This window comes from Mammaliicoccus sp. B-M6 (assembly GCF_022386965.1).
In the GTDB taxonomy this organism is placed as follows: domain Bacteria; phylum Bacillota; class Bacilli; order Staphylococcales; family Staphylococcaceae; genus Mammaliicoccus; species Mammaliicoccus sciuri_A.
Genome location: NZ_JAJNHJ010000013.1, coordinates 34,843 through 52,276, shown reverse-complemented (window position 1 = coordinate 52,276; position 17,434 = coordinate 34,843). Strand labels below are relative to the sequence as shown.

Here is a 17,434-nt window from a genome sequence, read left to right as displayed (position 1 = left end):
TTTGAAATCAGTAAAAGAAAATTTAGTAGAAATCAATTCACAAATTTGTAACAGTAGTGAAGAATCAGAATTTAATACGGCTCCTCAAGTGATTGTTGTGACAAAATATGTTACAATAGACCGAGCTAAAGAAGCTTATGAAGCAGGCTTGAAAAACTTTGGAGAAAATCGTATTGAAGGATTTTTGGAAAAGAAAAAGCATCTTCCAGATGATGCTATCATGCATTTTATTGGATCATTACAAACAAGAAAAGTAAAAGACATCATTAATGAAATTGATTATTTACATGCATTAGATAGATTAAAATTAGCTAAAGAAATTGAAAAACGTGCTGAACATGTTGTAAAATGCTTTGTTCAAGTGAATGTTTCGGGAGAAGAATCAAAACATGGCATGTCGCCTGATGAAGTTATCCCATTTATTCGAGAGCTTAAGGATTTTAAACATATTGAAATAGTTGGTTTAATGACTATGGCACCATTAACTGAAGACAAAATAAAATTAAGACAATATTTTAACCAACTAAGATTATTGAAAGAGAAAGTACAATCCTTAAACTTATCATATGCACCTTGCACTGAATTATCTATGGGCATGAGCAATGATTTCAATGAAGCAATATTAGAAGGTGCTTCTTATGTAAGAATTGGTACAAAATTAGTTGGCGAATAGGAGTGTAAATTATGGCAATTAAAGATGTATTTAAAGGCTTTTTCGTAGTCGATGAAGAAGAAGAAGTATACGAAGAGCCACAAAGAGAACAAACAAAATCACCACAACAAGAATCATCTATACAAGAACAAAAACCAAAACAACAATCTTTAAAAAGTGTACCAACACAAAAATCAAATACAACTAGATACCAATCACAACGTTCTCGTGATTTTAAAAAACCTGAAAGGAAAGAGGCCATGACTGAGAAACGTACAAATTCATCTCAAACGAATGTCGTTAGTATGAGTGGGAATATGGATTTTGCGCAAAGTTCAAAAATGTGCTTATTTGAACCAAGAGTATTTTCAGATACGCAGGATATCGCCGATGAACTTAAAAATAGACGTACAACATTAGTAAACTTACAACGCATTGACAAAGTATCAGCTAAAAGAATTATAGACTTCTTGAGTGGTACTGTTTATGCGATTGGTGGAGATATAAGACGTGTAGGAACAGACATCTTCTTATGTACACCTGATAATGTTGAAGTAGCTGGATCAATTACTGAGCAACTAGAACAAGTTGAACCTTATCAAGAATAGAGGAATTTAAGATATGGATAGTGGATTATTAAGTACGATATTAGGCTTTGTATTATTCGTCGTTAAAATTTATCAATATGGTATGATCGTTTATTTCCTTACATCATGGTTACCAGGCGTTAGGGAAGGCGCATTTGGACAATTTTTAGGGAAAATATATGAACCATTTTTAGAACCATTTAGAAAAATCATCCCACCTTTAGGTATGTTAGACATATCTTCATTAGTGGCGTTTATAACGTTAAGTTTATTCTATGTTGGTTTAGTTAATATATTTAATATGATTGTACCTGTAATGCCAATATTATAATTAAACGATAAATGACAGTAGGGTGAGACGCAATGTCACATCCTATTTTTTATTGAATTAGAGGTGTCAAAATGGATATATATCAACACTTTAGAAAAGAAGAAAAAGAGATTATTGATTTATTTTTAAATAGGTGTGAAGTTGCTGAACGAAATTATCAACCAGTGCTTACAGAATTTCTGGACCCTAGAGAACAATTTATATTACAAACAATCGTGGGTGGCTTCGATGATTTAAATGTACATTACTTTGGTGGGAATGAAGAATCAGAAAGAAAACGTGCAATCGTCGCACCTGATTATTTTGAACCGACTGAAGCGGATTATGAGATGGTTCTTATTGAGCTTACTTATCCTTCAAAATTTGTTAAATTGACGCATCGTAATGTATTAGGTACGATCATGTCGCTTGGGATTGATAGAAATCAACTAGGGGATATTATTGTTAATGACCGTATACAGTTTGTTTTGACAAAGAGATTTGAATCGTATATTATGATGGAATTAACAAAGATTAAAGGTGCTGGAATCAAATTGAGTTCTATTCCATTCCAAAATATGATACAATCAAGTGAGAATTGGCAGACACATGACGCAACTGTAAGTGCATTGAGATTGGATGTAATCATTAAACACCTTACAAATACGAGTAGAACAATTAGTAAGAAATTGATTGAAAGTAAACGCGTTAAAGTCAATCATAGAGAAATCGAACAAGTAGACTTTATAGTCGAAGAAAATGATTTGATCTCTATTAAAGGATATGGACGTGCGAAGATCATTCAAAATAATGGAACTTCAAAAAAAGGCAAGATAAGAATAGCTTATCGAACATTGTTTAAATAGTGCTGAGGAGGAAAACTTATGGCATTTACCCCAGAGGAAATCAAACAAAAAGAATTTAGTAGAGTTCATAAAGGATTAGATGAAACTGAAGTACGTGGATATCTACAAACTTTAAGTGATGAAATTGAAAAATTAAAATCAGATAAAGCGCATTTACAAAGTATTATAGATGATAAAGAAGAGAATATTAGTCGATTCAAAGCAGTCGAAAATACAATCTCTGACGTATTATTACAAGCGCAAAAAACAAGTGAAGAAACGAAACATACTGCTGTTTTAAAAGCAGATGCTATTATTAAAGAAGCAGAAGGACGTTCTGATCAAATCGTTAATGATGCACTTCAAAAAGCGCGTCATATCAGTTTCCAAACTGAAGATATGAAACGTCAATCAAAAGTTTTTCGTTCACGTTTCCGCATGTTAGTTGAAGCGCAATTAGATTTATTGAAAAATGAAGATTGGGATTATTTACTGAACTATGATGTCGATCAACAAAAAGTTACTGAAGAAAATATTGACATTTTGAACAAAGAAGAAGAAAATAATCAAGAACAGATAAATAATCAAGCAGTTAAAAGTGAAGAGGACAAGTCTGAAGAATAAACGAATTGAGAAGCGAGTTAGGGATAGTGAGAGCCTAATAAATTCATTTCTTTAGGTATCACCTGTTTGCGAATATGATATATGTTTAATGAGTGAACTCTAAGTTGAGTTAATAAGGGTGGTACCGCGATGTATGTCGTCCCTATTATTTCAGCTTAGAGTTTTTTTATATTATTTTTATTAAGAAGGAGATTAAGACTTATGGATTACAAAGATACGTTACTTATGCCTAAAACAAGTTTTCCAATGAGAGGTGGTTTACCAAATAAAGAACCACAAATTCAAGAAGAGTGGAAAGAGAAAGATTTATACAATAAAATTTTAGAAAAAAATAAAGGTAATACACCATTTATTCTTCATGATGGTCCTCCATATGCTAATGGTAATTTACACATGGGTCACGCTTTAAATAAAATTTTAAAAGATATCATCGTTAGACAAAAAGCAATGTCTGGATATTATGCACCTTACGTGCCAGGTTGGGATACACACGGTTTACCAATCGAGCAAGCTTTAACAAATAAAGGTGTTAAAAGAAAAGAAATGTCAGTTGCTGAATTCAGAGAAAAATGTAAAGAATTTGCATTAGAACAAATTGAATTGCAAAAAGCTGATTTCAGACGTTTAGGTGTAAACGGTGATTGGGATAATCCATATATTACGTTAAAACCTGAGTTTGAAGCGGCACAAATTAGAGTATTCGGTGAAATGGCTGCTAAAGGTTTAATCTATAAAGGTAAAAAACCAGTTTACTGGTCTCCTTCAAGTGAATCTTCATTAGCTGAAGCTGAAATTGAATACCAAGATAAAAAATCACCTTCAATCTATGTAGCATTTAATGTAGTAGATGGTAAAGGTGTTGTAGATGAAGATGCAGCATTTATTATTTGGACAACAACTCCATGGACAATTCCATCAAACTTAGCAATTGCTGTTAATCCTAAATTGAACTACGTACAAGTAAATGTAGAAGGCAAAAAATACGTTGTTGCCCAAGCACTTCTTGATTCAGTTTGTGAAGCATTAGACTGGAATAAAGAAACAATTACAATTGATAAAGAATTCAGTGGAGCTGAATTAGAATATGCAACAGCACAACATCCATTTATCGATCGTACTTCATTATTAATTTTAGGTGATCACGTTACAACTGATGCAGGTACAGGTTGTGTTCATACAGCACCAGGTCACGGTGAAGATGACTATATCGTAGGTCAAAAATATGGTCTAGGTGTGCTTAGTCCAATTAATGATAAAGGTGTATTCACTGAAGAAGCAGGAGAATTTGAAGGTCTATTCTATGATAAAGCTAATAAAAATATCACTGAAAAATTAGATGAAGTAGGCGCATTATTAAAACTTACATTCTTCAAACACTCATATCCACATGACTGGAGAACTAAAAAACCAGTTATTTTCAGAGCTACTGAACAATGGTTCGCTTCAATCAGTAAAGTAAGACAAGATATTTTAGATGCAATTGATGATACGAAGTTTAAAATCGATTGGGGTAAAACACGTCTTTACAATATGATCAGAGATAGAGGAGAATGGGTTATCTCTCGTCAAAGAGTATGGGGTGTACCTCTACCAGTCTTCTACGCTGAAAATGGCGATATTATCATGACTGAAGAAACAATTAATCATGTTGCAAATCTATTCGAACAACACGGTTCAAATATTTGGTTTGAAAGAGAAGCGAAAGACTTATTACCAGAAGGCTTTACGCATGAAGGTAGCCCAAATGGTGAATTCACTAAAGAAACAGATATTATGGACGTATGGTTCGATTCAGGTTCAACTCATAGAGGTGTGTTAGAAACACGTCCAGAATTATCATACCCAGCTGATATTTACTTAGAAGGTAGTGACCAATACAGAGGTTGGTTTAACTCATCAATCACAACATCAGTAGCAACTAAAGGTATCTCACCATACAAAATGTTACTTTCTCATGGTTTCGTAATGGACGGAGAAGGTAAGAAAATGAGTAAATCATTAGGTAACGTAATCGTTCCTGATAAAATTGTGAAACAAATGGGTGCAGATATCGCAAGATTATGGGTAAGTAGTGTAGACTACTTAGCTGACGTACGTATCTCAAACGACATCTTAAAACAAACTTCTGATGTATATCGTAAAATTAGAAATACATTCCGTTTCTTATTAGGTAATGTGAATGATTTCAATCCAGCAACAGATAGTGTGAAATATGAAGATATGCTTGAAATCGATCAATATATGCACAATAGATTAAATCAATTTATTGGCCGTACATTATCTCACTATGAAGCATTCGACTATCTAGATATTTATCAAGATATTCAAAACTTCATTAACGTAGAATTAAGTAACTTCTACTTAGACTACGGTAAAGATATCCTTTATATCGAACAAGTAGATTCATTAAAACGTCGTAGTATGCAAACAGTACTTTATGAAACATTAGTTAAATTAACTAAAATCTTAGCACCAATCATTCCGCATACAGCTGATGAAATTTGGGGACATATTCCACATGTTGAAGAAGAAAGTGTTCATTTAACAAATATGCCAGACCCACATGAAGTTGATACAGAATTAGTGGAAAAATGGTCTAAACTGATGAAATTAAGAGACGATGTTAACAGAGCATTAGAAGTTGCACGTAATGAAAAAGTAATCGGTAAATCATTAGAAGCACACATCACATTATCAAACTCAGAAGACTTTGATACAGTTGAATTCTTAAGTCAATTCCAAGACTTACAACAACTCTTCATTGTATCTAAAGTAGATGTCGTTGATGAATTAACAGACGGTGAAGAATATGAATATGTGAAAGTTAAAGTGAAACACGCTGACGGAGAAAAATGTCAACGCTGTTGGAACTACTCAGACGAGCTAGGCTCAGTAGGCGAATTAGATAACCTATGCCCACGCTGTCAAACAGTTGTTAAAACATTAGTGTAAATTTAATAATCATAAAACGAACTCACGAGATAGAAATCTTGTGAGTTTTTTTGTAAAAAAAGTATGTCTAACAATTTTTATATGAGGCATAATTTAATATGATAAATGTAAAAAAATATATTGAATGGTAAAAATTTACATTGTATAATATCCTTAATTAATCTGAGGTATAAATTTCTTCAATAAAGATAAAGTATAGGCGATAAAAAAATAAACCAAAATATAAGAAAGTTATATGAAGGTTAAAATTTAAAATACTATATTTGTATTCAAAAAGGGGAGAAGTTTATGTTAAAGAAAATACTTTTATCAACATTGTTATGTACAACAATAACAACACCTTTAATAGGTAAAGTTAATGCAGAAGAAGTGAAACAAGATAAAACTGTTAAATATGTGTTTCATAACGGAGGAATGAGATCTCCAATAGGTGTGAACTTTGATGGTTCAATGACTGTACCTGAACAGGGTGGTGAAATATTAGAAATTGATGCAAAACCAGTAGATTTTTTTATTTATAAGGATGGTGTGCCTACGAATGAATTAAATCCTAAATATAAGCACATTTGGGACCAATGGGGATATTATGATTTCTATAAATCTAAAGGAAAAGTAAATGACCTTTTCGTAGGCGAACATCCTAGTCCATTAGATGGTATAACATACAATCCTAAGTCTGATAATACATCTGATGATCAAAAAGCAGATGACCAAAAAGATGAACCTAAAAATGATCAAACAGAACCTAATAAAAACACTACTGACAATCAGTCTATGACAGAACAACCAAAACAAAATGTTCCTGCTAAAGTAGAACAACCGGCTAAAGATGATGGGAAAGTTGATAAAAAATCTGATAGTCAGAGTAATGTAGTTGATAAGAAAGATGCTGCTAATCAAAGTAAAGATAATATAAATAAAGATAATAAGGCTATAGCTAATAATACATCTAATGATCAGAATAAAGTGGCAATGAGTAATCAAAAGTCTGAGCCTCAATCTTCTGATACTTCTAAACAAGTTGATGTGAAAAAAGAAGACAATAATAAAGATGTAAAGGCTACTGACAATAAAGCTAAGACTGCAGATAATAAGTCAGATAAACAACAAAAAGAATTACCTAAGACGGGTGAAAGTGATAGTACGTGGTTACGTAATGGTTTAGTCATTTTATCTGCTTTAATTTTTCTTGGTATTTATAGATTGTCTCGTAAGTATGAAGTGTAATTTAATGAATGAAAGAGATTAAGCAATTGTGGTTGCTTGATCTCTTTTTATTTTGTTTATTAATTTCTTGTTTATGCGAGAAAAAATATGTGATGTGGTGTTTGAATTAGATGTGTAATTTAAAAGATCATATTAACAATTAGGTCGTGTTATGTGGTAAAATAATCAAGATTGGAGTGGAAAGTAGATGCGTAAAGGTTACAATGTACCGATTTGGAGTACTTTTATTATTATATTAATCGCGCTTGATCAACTTACTAAATTTTTAATTGTTAAATCTTTAGAAGTGGGTGAGTCTATAAAGGTTATCAGTAATTTTTTATATATTACATCTCATAGAAACCAAGGTGCCGCTTGGGGGATTTTACAAGGGAAAATGTGGTTATTTTATATCGTAACAATTGTCGTGCTCGTTATTTTATTTATGTTCTTTAAGAACGAAGGATATGGACGACCTGATGTTCAACTTGGACTAAGTTTATTAATTGCAGGGTCAATTGGTAACTTTATAGATCGTTTGTTTAGAGGAGAAGTTGTTGATTTTGTTGATACATATATTTTCAGCTATAATTTCCCGATATTTAATGTAGCAGATGCTGCTTTAACGATAGGTGTCATTGTATTGATAATTGTGATTTTATTTGAGGGCAAGGAGGAAAAAGCTTGAATACATTTGAATTTAAGATAGAGACAGAAAATGAAATTGGTGTAAGAATTGATAAATTATTACCTGATTTGAATCCAGATTGGTCAAGAAATCAAATTCAAGATTGGATTAAATTAGGTTTAGTTGAAGTAAATGGTAAAGTCATTAAAGCAAATTATAAGACGAAGCTTAATGATGTGATTGTTGTGACTGAGAAAGTAATCGAAGAGGTCGATATTGTCGCAGAAGATTTAGGTATTGAGGTTTATTATGAAGACAAAGATGTTGCGGTCGTTTATAAACCTAAAGGTATGGTTGTGCATCCAGCACCTGGCCATTATACAGGTACGTTAGTAAACGGATTGATGTATGTGATTAAAGATTTATCAGGTATTAATGGTGAAATTAGACCTGGTATTGTACATCGTATAGATAAAGATACATCAGGTTTATTGATGATTGCTAAGAACGATATTGCACATAGAGGATTAGTTGAACAGTTAGTTGATAAAACTGTGACAAGAGAATATACAGCACTTGTACACGGTAATATACCTCACGAATTTGGCACAATTGAAGCACCAATCGGTAGAAATCCTAAAGAACGTCAAGAAATGGCGATTGTGGATGATGGTAAAGAAGCTGTGACGCACTTTAATGTAATTGAAAAGTTCGAAAAATATACATTGGTTAAATGTCAATTAGAAACGGGTCGTACGCACCAAATCAGAGTGCATATGAAACATATTGGTTTTCCTTTAGTAGGCGATCCTAAATATGGACCGAAGAAGACATTGAACATTGGTGGACAAGCTTTACATGCTGGATTATTAGGCTTTGAACATCCAGTTACTGGTGAATATATTGAAAAAGAAGCACCACTACCAGAATATTTTGAAACATTATTAGAGAAATTAAGAAATCACGAAGATAAAAAATAAGTACATCGTGTAATAATACTTATTTAATTTTATTTAAACTTTGACATCATATGAAAAAAACGATATTATTGTTTTAACAATTAAAGCGTCTTTAACAGACAGTCCAGAGAGGCTGAGAAGACATAATATGAGCGTGTAGACCATCTTTGTTTGGTACTAGTGTATACTCATGTCTTCTAAAGACGTGAGTATTTTTTTGTGGAAGGAGATTGAATATGGCTGAGAGGTTAATCATGGATGCTGCTGCTGTAAACAGAGCATTAACAAGAATGTCACATGAAATACTTGAAAAGAACAAAGGTACTAAAGATATTGTCTTGTTAGGCGTAAAGACAAGAGGTGTATTTCTTGCGAACAGAATTGAGCAGAAAATCCAAGACATCGAACAAGTTCAAGTACCAACTGGAGAAATTGATGTTACACATTATCGTGACGACGTTCAGAATCAGCAAGGTACGATTAAAGTGAAATCATTTAATATCGATGTAGATATTAACGATAAGCATGTCATAATTGTAGATGATGTCCTTTATACAGGTAGAACTGTTAGAGCTTCATTAGATGCTATATTGGATCACGCAAGACCACGAAAAATAAGTTTGGCAACTTTAGTCGATAGAGGTCATAGAGAACTTCCGATTAGAGCAGATTATGTAGGTAAGAACGTTCCAACATCATCTAATGAATCAGTTGTCGTTGAACTAGAAGAGTTTGACCAACAAACAGCAGTAAAATTAAATTAAATAAATCCTTTTAAATCAGTACGAGAGACTGGCAAAGGAGCTTATATGGTTACAGGAGATAACTATACCTTTATAGGTATCACTGTATACATAGATCCCTTTGCATATCTTGTAAAGGGATCTTTTTTTGAATAGGAGAATGGAAATGTCACATAATGAAGAAATGTTTAAACGAACAGTAGAACCCATATTAGATGTTAATGATAAACCTAAAGCATCACAATGGTTCTTCTTAAGCTCACAGCATTTATTTGCAATGTTCGGAGCAACGGTACTTGTACCATTTCTAACAGGTTTACCTGTTTCAGCAGCACTCATTGCATCAGGCTTAGGAACGCTACTTTATATACTGATAACGAAAGGAAAGATACCAGCTTATCTCGGTTCGAGCTTTGCATTCATAACACCGATTATTGTCGGACTCAAGACACATGACCTTGGTGAAATGCTTGTCGCATTATTTATGAGTGGTGTCCTTTACGTCATTATCGGATTGATTATAAAGGTTACAGGCACGAATTGGTTGCTTAATCTGTTACCACCAGTTGTAGTAGGACCGGTTATCATGGTTATCGGACTTGGATTAGCACCGGTAGCCGTTAACATGGCGATGTACACAGATTCAAATGCAATGAAAGGCTATAGTGGCATTTACATTACAGTCGCACTCATCACATTAATTACAACAATTATCGTTTCAGTATTTTTCAAAGGATTCTTATCAATCATTCCAGTACTTATCGGAATTATTGTTGGATATATATCTTCATTATTATTTGGAATTGTGGACTTAGCGCCGATTTCAAAAGCAAAATGGATTCAAATGCCTGATATTTACTTACCGTTTCATGATTACACACCATCGCTACAATGGGGACTTATCTTAATCATGCTGCCAATCGTTTTTGTAACGGTTAGTGAGCATATCGGTCATCAAATCGTCATCAATAAAATTGTCGGTAAGAACTTCTTCAAAGATCCAGGTTTACACCGCTCATTAATAGGTGACGGGGTATCAACGATGATGGCTTCAATTATTGGTGGGCCACCAAGTACGACATACGGCGAGAACATTGGCGTACTTGCCATTACAAGAATTTATAGTATATGGGTAATCGGTGGTGCAGCAGTACTTGCACTAATCTTAGGATTTGTTGGTAAATTCACAGCGATGATTTCAACAATACCAACACCAGTTATGGGTGGTGTTTCCATACTATTATTCGGAATCATTGCTTCAAGTGGTTTGAGAATGTTGGTGGAGAACAATATCGACTTCGGTGACAACCGTAACTTGATCATTGCTTCTGTCATTCTCGTATTAGGAATCGGTAAAGCACATTTAGACTTCACAGGTATTGGCATACATTTAAACATTGAAGGTATGGCTTTAGCAGCAACAGTAGGTATCTTGCTCAATCTTATATTGCCAAAGAAAATAAAATAATTCTCAGGAGGCGTGTCATATGAAAAATTTATTAACAATGACTGATTTAACTAAAGACGACATCATGAAAATTATAACGAAAGCACAAGACATTAAAGAAAATGGTGCAGAAACTTTTGGTAAAGGCATGACGGTCGCAAACTTATTCTTTGAAAATTCAACACGAACAAAATGTAGTTTTGAAATGGCTGAAAGAAAATTAGGTTTGGAAGTCATTCCTTTTGAAATAAGTACTTCATCTGTTCAAAAAGGTGAATCTTTATATGATACTTGCAAAACTTTAGAATCGATTGGTGTAGACGCATTAGTCATTAGACATAGTGAAAATGCATATTATGACACATTACAAGGGCTTAATATTCCAGTATTAAATGGTGGAGATGGAAGTGGCCACCACCCGACACAAAGTCTTCTAGATATTATGACAATATATGAGGAATACGGTTACTTCGAAGGATTAAAAATTTTAATCTCAGGCGATATAAAAAATTCAAGAGTAGCAAGAAGTAATGCAGATGCTTTAACGAAACTTGGTGCGGAAGTGATGTTCTCAGCACCTGAACAATGGAAATGTAACTTTTCAGATGTACCATATGTAGAAATTGATGATGTGATAGAAGAAGTAGACGTTTGTATGTTGTTAAGAGTACAAAATGAAAGACATGATTCAGGTACGACGTTTAGTAAAGAAGACTATCACAATGCATACGGACTGACGATTGATAGATATAACAAACTGCATGACAATGCAATCGTTATGCATCCAGCACCAGTCAACCGAGGTGTTGAAATAGATACTTCACTTGTAGAAAGTTCAAAATCAAGAATTTTTAAACAAATGGAGAACGGCGTCTTCATTAGAATGGCATGTATACATGATGTACTTAATCACAAGGAGGAAAAAGTAAAATGTCACTTATAATCAAAAATGGAAAAATCTTATTAGAAGGTCAATTAGTTAACAAGGAAATTGAAATTGAAGATGGCAAAATTAAAAAAATAGATGATTATATAGAAGTAGAGAATCAAGAAGTTATTGATGCGAAAGGACATTTTATTTCAGCAGGATTTGTTGATGTACATGTACATTTAAGAGAACCTGGTGGCGAACATAAAGAAACAATTGAAACAGGTACAAAAGCAGCAGCAAGAGGCGGATTTACAACAGTATGTCCAATGCCTAATACAAAGCCTGTCCCAGATTCAGTTGAACATTTAGATCGTCTTCACAAAATCATTGATGAGCATGCAGTGGTAAGAGTATTACCTTATGCATCCATTACAGTAAGACAAGCTGGTAAAGAACATGTTGATTTCAAAGCATTAAAAGATAGAGGCATGTTCCAATTTACTGATGATGGTGTAGGTGTACAAACAGCTTCAATGATGTATGAAGCGATGCAAGAAGCGGCTAAAATAGATAAAGCAATCGTAGCACACTGTGAAGATAATTCATTAATTTATGGTGGTGCAATGCATGAAGGTAAACGAAGTGAAGAACTTGGCATTCCAGGTATTCCTTCAATTTGCGAAGCGGTACAAATTGCTAGAGACGTGTTGTTAGCTGAAGCAGCAAATTGTCATTACCATGTGTGTCACGTGTCTACTAAAGAAAGTGTACGTGTTATAAGAGATGCTAAAAAAGCAGGCATTAAAGTAACAGCAGAAGTTACACCTCATCACTTATTACTTACAGAAGATGACGTACCAGGTGACGATGCGATTTACAAAATGAATCCACCTTTAAGAGCGAAAGAAGATAGAGATGCTTTAATCGAAGGATTATTAGATGGAACAATTGACTGTATCGCAACAGATCATGCACCACATGCTAAAGAAGAAAAAGAAGTGTCAATGGTTGATGCACCTTTCGGAATTGTAGGCAGTGAAACAGCATTCCAATTATTATACACACACTTTGTGAAAACAGGTAAATTCACATTAGAACAACTTGTTGCATTTTTAACAACGAAACCAAGTGAAACATTTAACTTACCTTATGGTCGATTAGAAGAAGGAAGCTACGCTGACTTAACTATCATAGACTTGGAAACAGAAAGACCGATACGAGCAGAAGAGTTTGCTTCTAAGAGTACAAATACACCATTTATAGGAGAAGTCGTTTCAGGATACCCAATTTTAACAATTTGTGATGGAGAAATCGTCTTCAAGGAGGAAGTATAAGATGAAAAATAAAAGATACTTAGTATTAGAAGATGGTACAACATATAAAGGTTATGCATTAGGTTCAGATGATTTAACAGTTGGAGAAATTGTTTTTAATACAGCAATGACAGGTTATCAAGAAACAATTTCAGACCCATCATATACTGGACAAATTATTACATTTACTTACCCGCTTATTGGTAACTACGGGATAAACAGAGATGACTTTGAATCATTAACACCAACTTTAAATGGTGTTGTTGTGAGAGAAGCGTGTGATTACCCAAGTAACTTTAGATCAAGTAAGTCTTTAGATGAAACGTTAAAATTCTATCATATACCAGGTATCTCAGGTGTTGATACAAGAAGTTTAACACGTAAAATTAGAAAATTCGGTGTCCTTAAAGCTGGATTTACTGATAATGCTGATGAAATAGAAAGTCTTGTTCAGCGCTTAAATACTGAATCGTTAAGAACGGACGAAGTTGAACAAGTTTCATCAGTTAGACCATATATTTCAACAGGTGATGGCTATAAAGTTGTATTAATTGATTACGGTAAAAAAGAAAATATCGTGAGAGAACTTAATAGAAGAGGCTGTGATGTAACAGTCGTACCATATCAAACATCATATGAAGAAATACTGAATATCTCACCAGATGGCATAATGGTTTCAAATGGACCAGGAAATCCTGAAAGTGTACAAGAAACCATTCAAACAATTAAACAATTAGTCGGCAAAATACCATTCTTCGGCATTTGTTTAGGACATCAATTGTTTGCATTATCTCAAGGGGCAACGTCTTATAAGATGAAATTTGGTCATAGAGGTGCCAATCATCCAGTACAAAATCTACAAACTGGAAAAGTAGATTTAACAAGTCAAAACCATGGTTATGCAATTGATGAAGCGTCTATTGCACAAACTGATTTAGAAGTGACGCATATCGCATTAAATGATAAATCAATTGAAGGATTAAGACATAAAAAATATCCAGCATTTTCAGTACAATATCATCCAGAAGCATCACCTGGACCGCACGACTCAAACTATTTATTCGATGAATTTATTGAAATGATTAAATTACATAAAGCGAAGGAGCGTACAATCAATGCCTAAACAAACTGATATAAAATCCATCTTAGTAATTGGTTCTGGCCCAATCATTATAGGTCAAGCTGCAGAATTTGATTATGCAGGCACTCAAGCATGCTTAGCACTAAAAGAAGAAGGTTACCGCGTAATACTTGTAAACTCTAATCCAGCAACAATTATGACGGACACTGAAATAGCAGATACAGTATATATTGAACCTTTAACTTTAGACTTTGTGAGTCGCATTATTCGTAAAGAACAACCAGACGCATTGTTACCAACTTTAGGTGGACAAACTGGTTTGAACATGGCAATTGAATTACACGAAAATGGTGTATTAGAAGAAAATAACGTACGTTTATTAGGTACACAACTATCTTCAATCGAACAAGCTGAAGATAGAGATTTATTCCGTACACTTATGAATGAATTAAATGAACCAGTACCTGAAAGTGATATCGTGAATGATATTGAAGGTGCTTTAAATTTTGCGAACGAAATTGGCTACCCGCTAATCGTGCGACCTGCGTTTACAATGGGGGGTACTGGTGGCGGAATTTGTCACGACGAAAAAGAACTAAGAGAAGTTGTTCAAAATGGCTTGAAATACAGCCCGGTTACACAATGTTTATTAGAAAAATCTATCGCTGGATATAAAGAAATAGAATACGAAGTGATGAGAGATAAAAATGATAATGCCATCGTAGTATGTAACATGGAGAACATAGATCCAGTTGGTATTCATACAGGTGACTCAATCGTAGTTGCACCAAGTCAAACATTATCAGACGTTGAATATCAAATGTTAAGAGATGTATCTCTAAAAATTATTCGTGCATTAAAAATTGAAGGCGGATGTAACGTACAATTAGCACTTGATCCAAAATCACTTGATTACTACATAATAGAAGTTAATCCACGTGTATCAAGATCGTCAGCATTAGCTTCAAAAGCAACGGGTTATCCAATTGCGAAGTTAGCTGCCAAAATAGCAATCGGTATGACTTTAGATGAAATGTTAAACCCTGTAACGGGCACATCTTATGCAGCATTTGAACCAGCACTAGACTATGTTGTTTCTAAAATACCGAGATTTCCTTTTGATAAATTCGAAAAAGGCGAACGTCATCTAGGAACACAAATGAAAGCAACTGGGGAAGTCATGGCAATTGGTAGAACGTATGAAGAATCATTATTAAAAGCGATTCGTTCGTTAGAATATGGCGTTCATCATTTAGGTTTACCAAATGGCGATGAATTTGAATTAGATTTCATTGAAGAGAGAATTAAAGCACAAGATGATGAAAGATTATTCTTTATTGGTGAAGCCATTAGACGTGGTACATCACTTGAGAGAATACATGAATTAACGCAAATTGATTACTTCTTCTTGAATAAATTCAAACACATCATCGATATTGAGCACGATTTAAAAGAGAAAAAAGGCGATTTAGACGCATTATTATGGGCGAAACAATACGGCTTTAGTGATAAAGTCATTGCACATAGATGGGAACAATCAGAACGAGACATATATGATTTAAGACAAGAGAATGGTATTAATCCAGTTTACAAAACAGTAGATACTTGTGCTGCAGAATTCGAATCAGAAACACCATATTTCTACGGTACTTATGAAGAAGAAAATGAATCTATAGTCACTGAGAAAGAAAAAATCATCGTACTCGGATCAGGTCCAATTAGAATTGGACAAGGTGTGGAATTTGATTACGCTACTGTACATGCTGTATGGGCTATACAAGAAGCGGGTTATGAAGCAATTATTATTAACAACAACCCTGAAACAGTTTCAACAGACTTCTCAATATCTGACAAGTTATACTTTGAGCCACTGACTGAAGAAGATGTAATGAGTATCATTAATCACGAACAACCTAAAGGCGTAGTCGTTCAATTTGGTGGGCAAACAGCAATCAATTTAGCAGATAAAATTTCACAAAAAGGTATTCAAATATTAGGTACGACGCTTGAAGATCTTAACAGAGCTGAAGATAGAAAAGAATTTGAAGCTTTATTACAAAAAATTGATGTACCACAACCATTAGGTAAAACAGCCACTTCAGTACAAGAAGCGATAGATAACGCAAATGAAATTGGTTATCCAGTAGTTGTGAGACCTTCATACGTACTTGGTGGTAGAGCGATGGAAATTGTATACGCTGAACCTGAATTGAGAAATTATATGGAACAAGCAGTTAAAGCAAGCCCAGAGCATCCAGTACTAATTGACCGTTATTTAACAGGTAAAGAAATTGAAGTAGACGCAATTTCAGATGGTGAAACGGTTGTCATTCCAGGTATTATGGAACACATTGAAAGAGCGGGTGTCCATTCAGGTGATTCAATTGCGGTTTATCCACCTCAAACTTTAACGGATGAAGAAATTAATTTATTAGTCGACTACACAACGAAATTGGCAAAAGGCTTAAACATAGTAGGACTTATCAATATTCAGTTTGTACTTTCTAAAGGAGAAGTATTTGTACTTGAAGTTAACCCAAGAGCAAGTCGTACTGTACCATTCTTAAGTAAAATTACTGAAATTCCAATGGCGAAGATTGCTACTAAAGCAATTGCAGGCATCACTTTGAAAGAACAAGGATATGAAAGTGGTTTAGCGCCATATAAAGAAGGTGTATATGTTAAAGCACCAGTATTCAGTTTTAATAAACTTAAAAATGTTGATATCACATTAGGACCTGAAATGAAATCGACAGGTGAAGTAATGGGTAAAGACAGTACGTTAGAAAAAGCATTATATAAAGGTTTAACAGCAAGTGGTTTAAAAGTACAAGATCAAGGTACAGCATTATTTACTGTAAGTGATAAAGATAAAGCTGAAGCACTAACAATCGCTAAGAGATTTCATGAGATTGGTTATAGAATTTTTGCAACTGAAGGTACGGCACAATACTTTAACGAACATGACATCCCAGTGTATACGGTTGGTAAAATAGGCGGCGAACATGATTTGCTATCTGTAATACAAAAAGGTGAAGTACAACTTGTGGTCAACACAATGACAAAAGGCAAAGTATACGAAAGAGACGGATTCCAAATTAGACGTGAATCTGTAGAAAATGGTATACCATGTTTAACATCACTTGATACGGCAAATGCTTTAGCAGATGTAGTGGAAAGTATGACATTTAGAACTGAACAAATGTAGTGGGGGGA

15 protein-coding genes are annotated in these 17,434 nt (G+C 33.9%); all 15 read left to right on the top strand.

Going from position 1 to position 17,434, the window contains the following annotated elements; genetic code table 11:
• Position 1 precedes the first annotated feature (1 nt).
• Positions 2 to 673, top strand: a complete 672-nt coding sequence (locus LQ693_RS06695) for a YggS family pyridoxal phosphate-dependent enzyme (protein WP_107617819.1) — start codon at positions 2 to 4, stop codon at positions 671 to 673.
• Between the two features lie 11 nt (positions 674 to 684).
• A complete protein-coding gene (locus tag LQ693_RS06690; RefSeq protein WP_107596659.1) occupies positions 685 to 1,260 on the top strand; it encodes a cell division protein SepF in 576 nt (191 codons plus the stop codon).
• A gap of 13 nt (positions 1,261 to 1,273) precedes the next feature.
• The gene (locus LQ693_RS06685; RefSeq protein WP_037587547.1) at positions 1,274 to 1,570 is read left to right on the top strand and encodes a YggT family protein; all 297 of its coding nucleotides are present in this window, start codon (positions 1,274 to 1,276) and stop codon (positions 1,568 to 1,570) included.
• 71 nt (positions 1,571 to 1,641) lie between these two features.
• Positions 1,642 to 2,415, top strand: a complete 774-nt coding sequence (locus tag LQ693_RS06680) for a YlmH family RNA-binding protein (protein ID WP_037587549.1) — start codon at positions 1,642 to 1,644, stop codon at positions 2,413 to 2,415.
• A gap of 18 nt (positions 2,416 to 2,433) precedes the next feature.
• Positions 2,434 to 3,018 carry a DivIVA domain-containing protein gene (locus LQ693_RS06675; protein ID WP_025904594.1) on the top strand — a complete coding sequence of 195 codons (585 nt, stop codon included), beginning with the start codon at positions 2,434 to 2,436 and terminating at the stop codon, positions 3,016 to 3,018.
• 201 nt (positions 3,019 to 3,219) lie between these two features.
• Entirely contained in the window at positions 3,220 to 5,970 is a 2,751-nt protein-coding gene (gene ileS / locus LQ693_RS06670) for an isoleucine--tRNA ligase (RefSeq protein ID WP_107565520.1), read from the top strand.
• A 288-nt stretch (positions 5,971 to 6,258) separates the two neighbouring features.
• Entirely contained in the window at positions 6,259 to 7,197 is a 939-nt protein-coding gene (locus tag LQ693_RS06665; RefSeq protein ID WP_239703129.1) for an LPXTG cell wall anchor domain-containing protein, read from the top strand.
• A gap of 187 nt (positions 7,198 to 7,384) precedes the next feature.
• Positions 7,385 to 7,864 carry a signal peptidase II gene (lspA, locus tag LQ693_RS06660; protein WP_037587555.1) on the top strand — a complete coding sequence of 160 codons (480 nt, stop codon included), beginning with the start codon at positions 7,385 to 7,387 and terminating at the stop codon, positions 7,862 to 7,864.
• Entirely contained in the window at positions 7,861 to 8,784 is a 924-nt protein-coding gene (locus LQ693_RS06655) for an RluA family pseudouridine synthase (RefSeq protein ID WP_103361372.1), read from the top strand. The genes lspA and LQ693_RS06655 overlap by 4 nt, the downstream gene beginning before the upstream one ends.
• A gap of 215 nt (positions 8,785 to 8,999) precedes the next feature.
• Positions 9,000 to 9,527 carry a bifunctional pyr operon transcriptional regulator/uracil phosphoribosyltransferase PyrR gene (pyrR, locus tag LQ693_RS06650; RefSeq protein ID WP_025904587.1) on the top strand — a complete coding sequence of 176 codons (528 nt, stop codon included), beginning with the start codon at positions 9,000 to 9,002 and terminating at the stop codon, positions 9,525 to 9,527.
• Positions 9,528 to 9,672: 145 nt separating this feature from the next.
• On the top strand, positions 9,673 to 10,974 hold the full coding sequence (locus tag LQ693_RS06645; protein ID WP_037587560.1) for a solute carrier family 23 protein: 1,302 nt from the start codon (positions 9,673 to 9,675) through the stop codon (positions 10,972 to 10,974).
• 19 nt (positions 10,975 to 10,993) lie between these two features.
• Positions 10,994 to 11,896, top strand: a complete 903-nt coding sequence (locus tag LQ693_RS06640) for an aspartate carbamoyltransferase catalytic subunit (RefSeq protein WP_037587561.1) — start codon at positions 10,994 to 10,996, stop codon at positions 11,894 to 11,896.
• On the top strand, positions 11,884 to 13,158 hold the full coding sequence (locus LQ693_RS06635) for a dihydroorotase (RefSeq protein ID WP_037587563.1): 1,275 nt from the start codon (positions 11,884 to 11,886) through the stop codon (positions 13,156 to 13,158). The genes LQ693_RS06640 and LQ693_RS06635 overlap by 13 nt, the downstream gene beginning before the upstream one ends.
• Before the next feature lies 1 nt (position 13,159).
• Positions 13,160 to 14,260: a carbamoyl phosphate synthase small subunit gene (locus LQ693_RS06630; protein WP_025904583.1), complete on the top strand. Its 1,101-nt coding sequence runs from the start codon at positions 13,160 to 13,162 to the stop codon at positions 14,258 to 14,260.
• The gene (carB, locus tag LQ693_RS06625; protein WP_107590998.1) at positions 14,253 to 17,426 is read left to right on the top strand and encodes a carbamoyl-phosphate synthase large subunit; all 3,174 of its coding nucleotides are present in this window, start codon (positions 14,253 to 14,255) and stop codon (positions 17,424 to 17,426) included. The genes LQ693_RS06630 and carB overlap by 8 nt, the downstream gene beginning before the upstream one ends.
• Positions 17,427 to 17,434 lie beyond the last annotated feature (8 nt).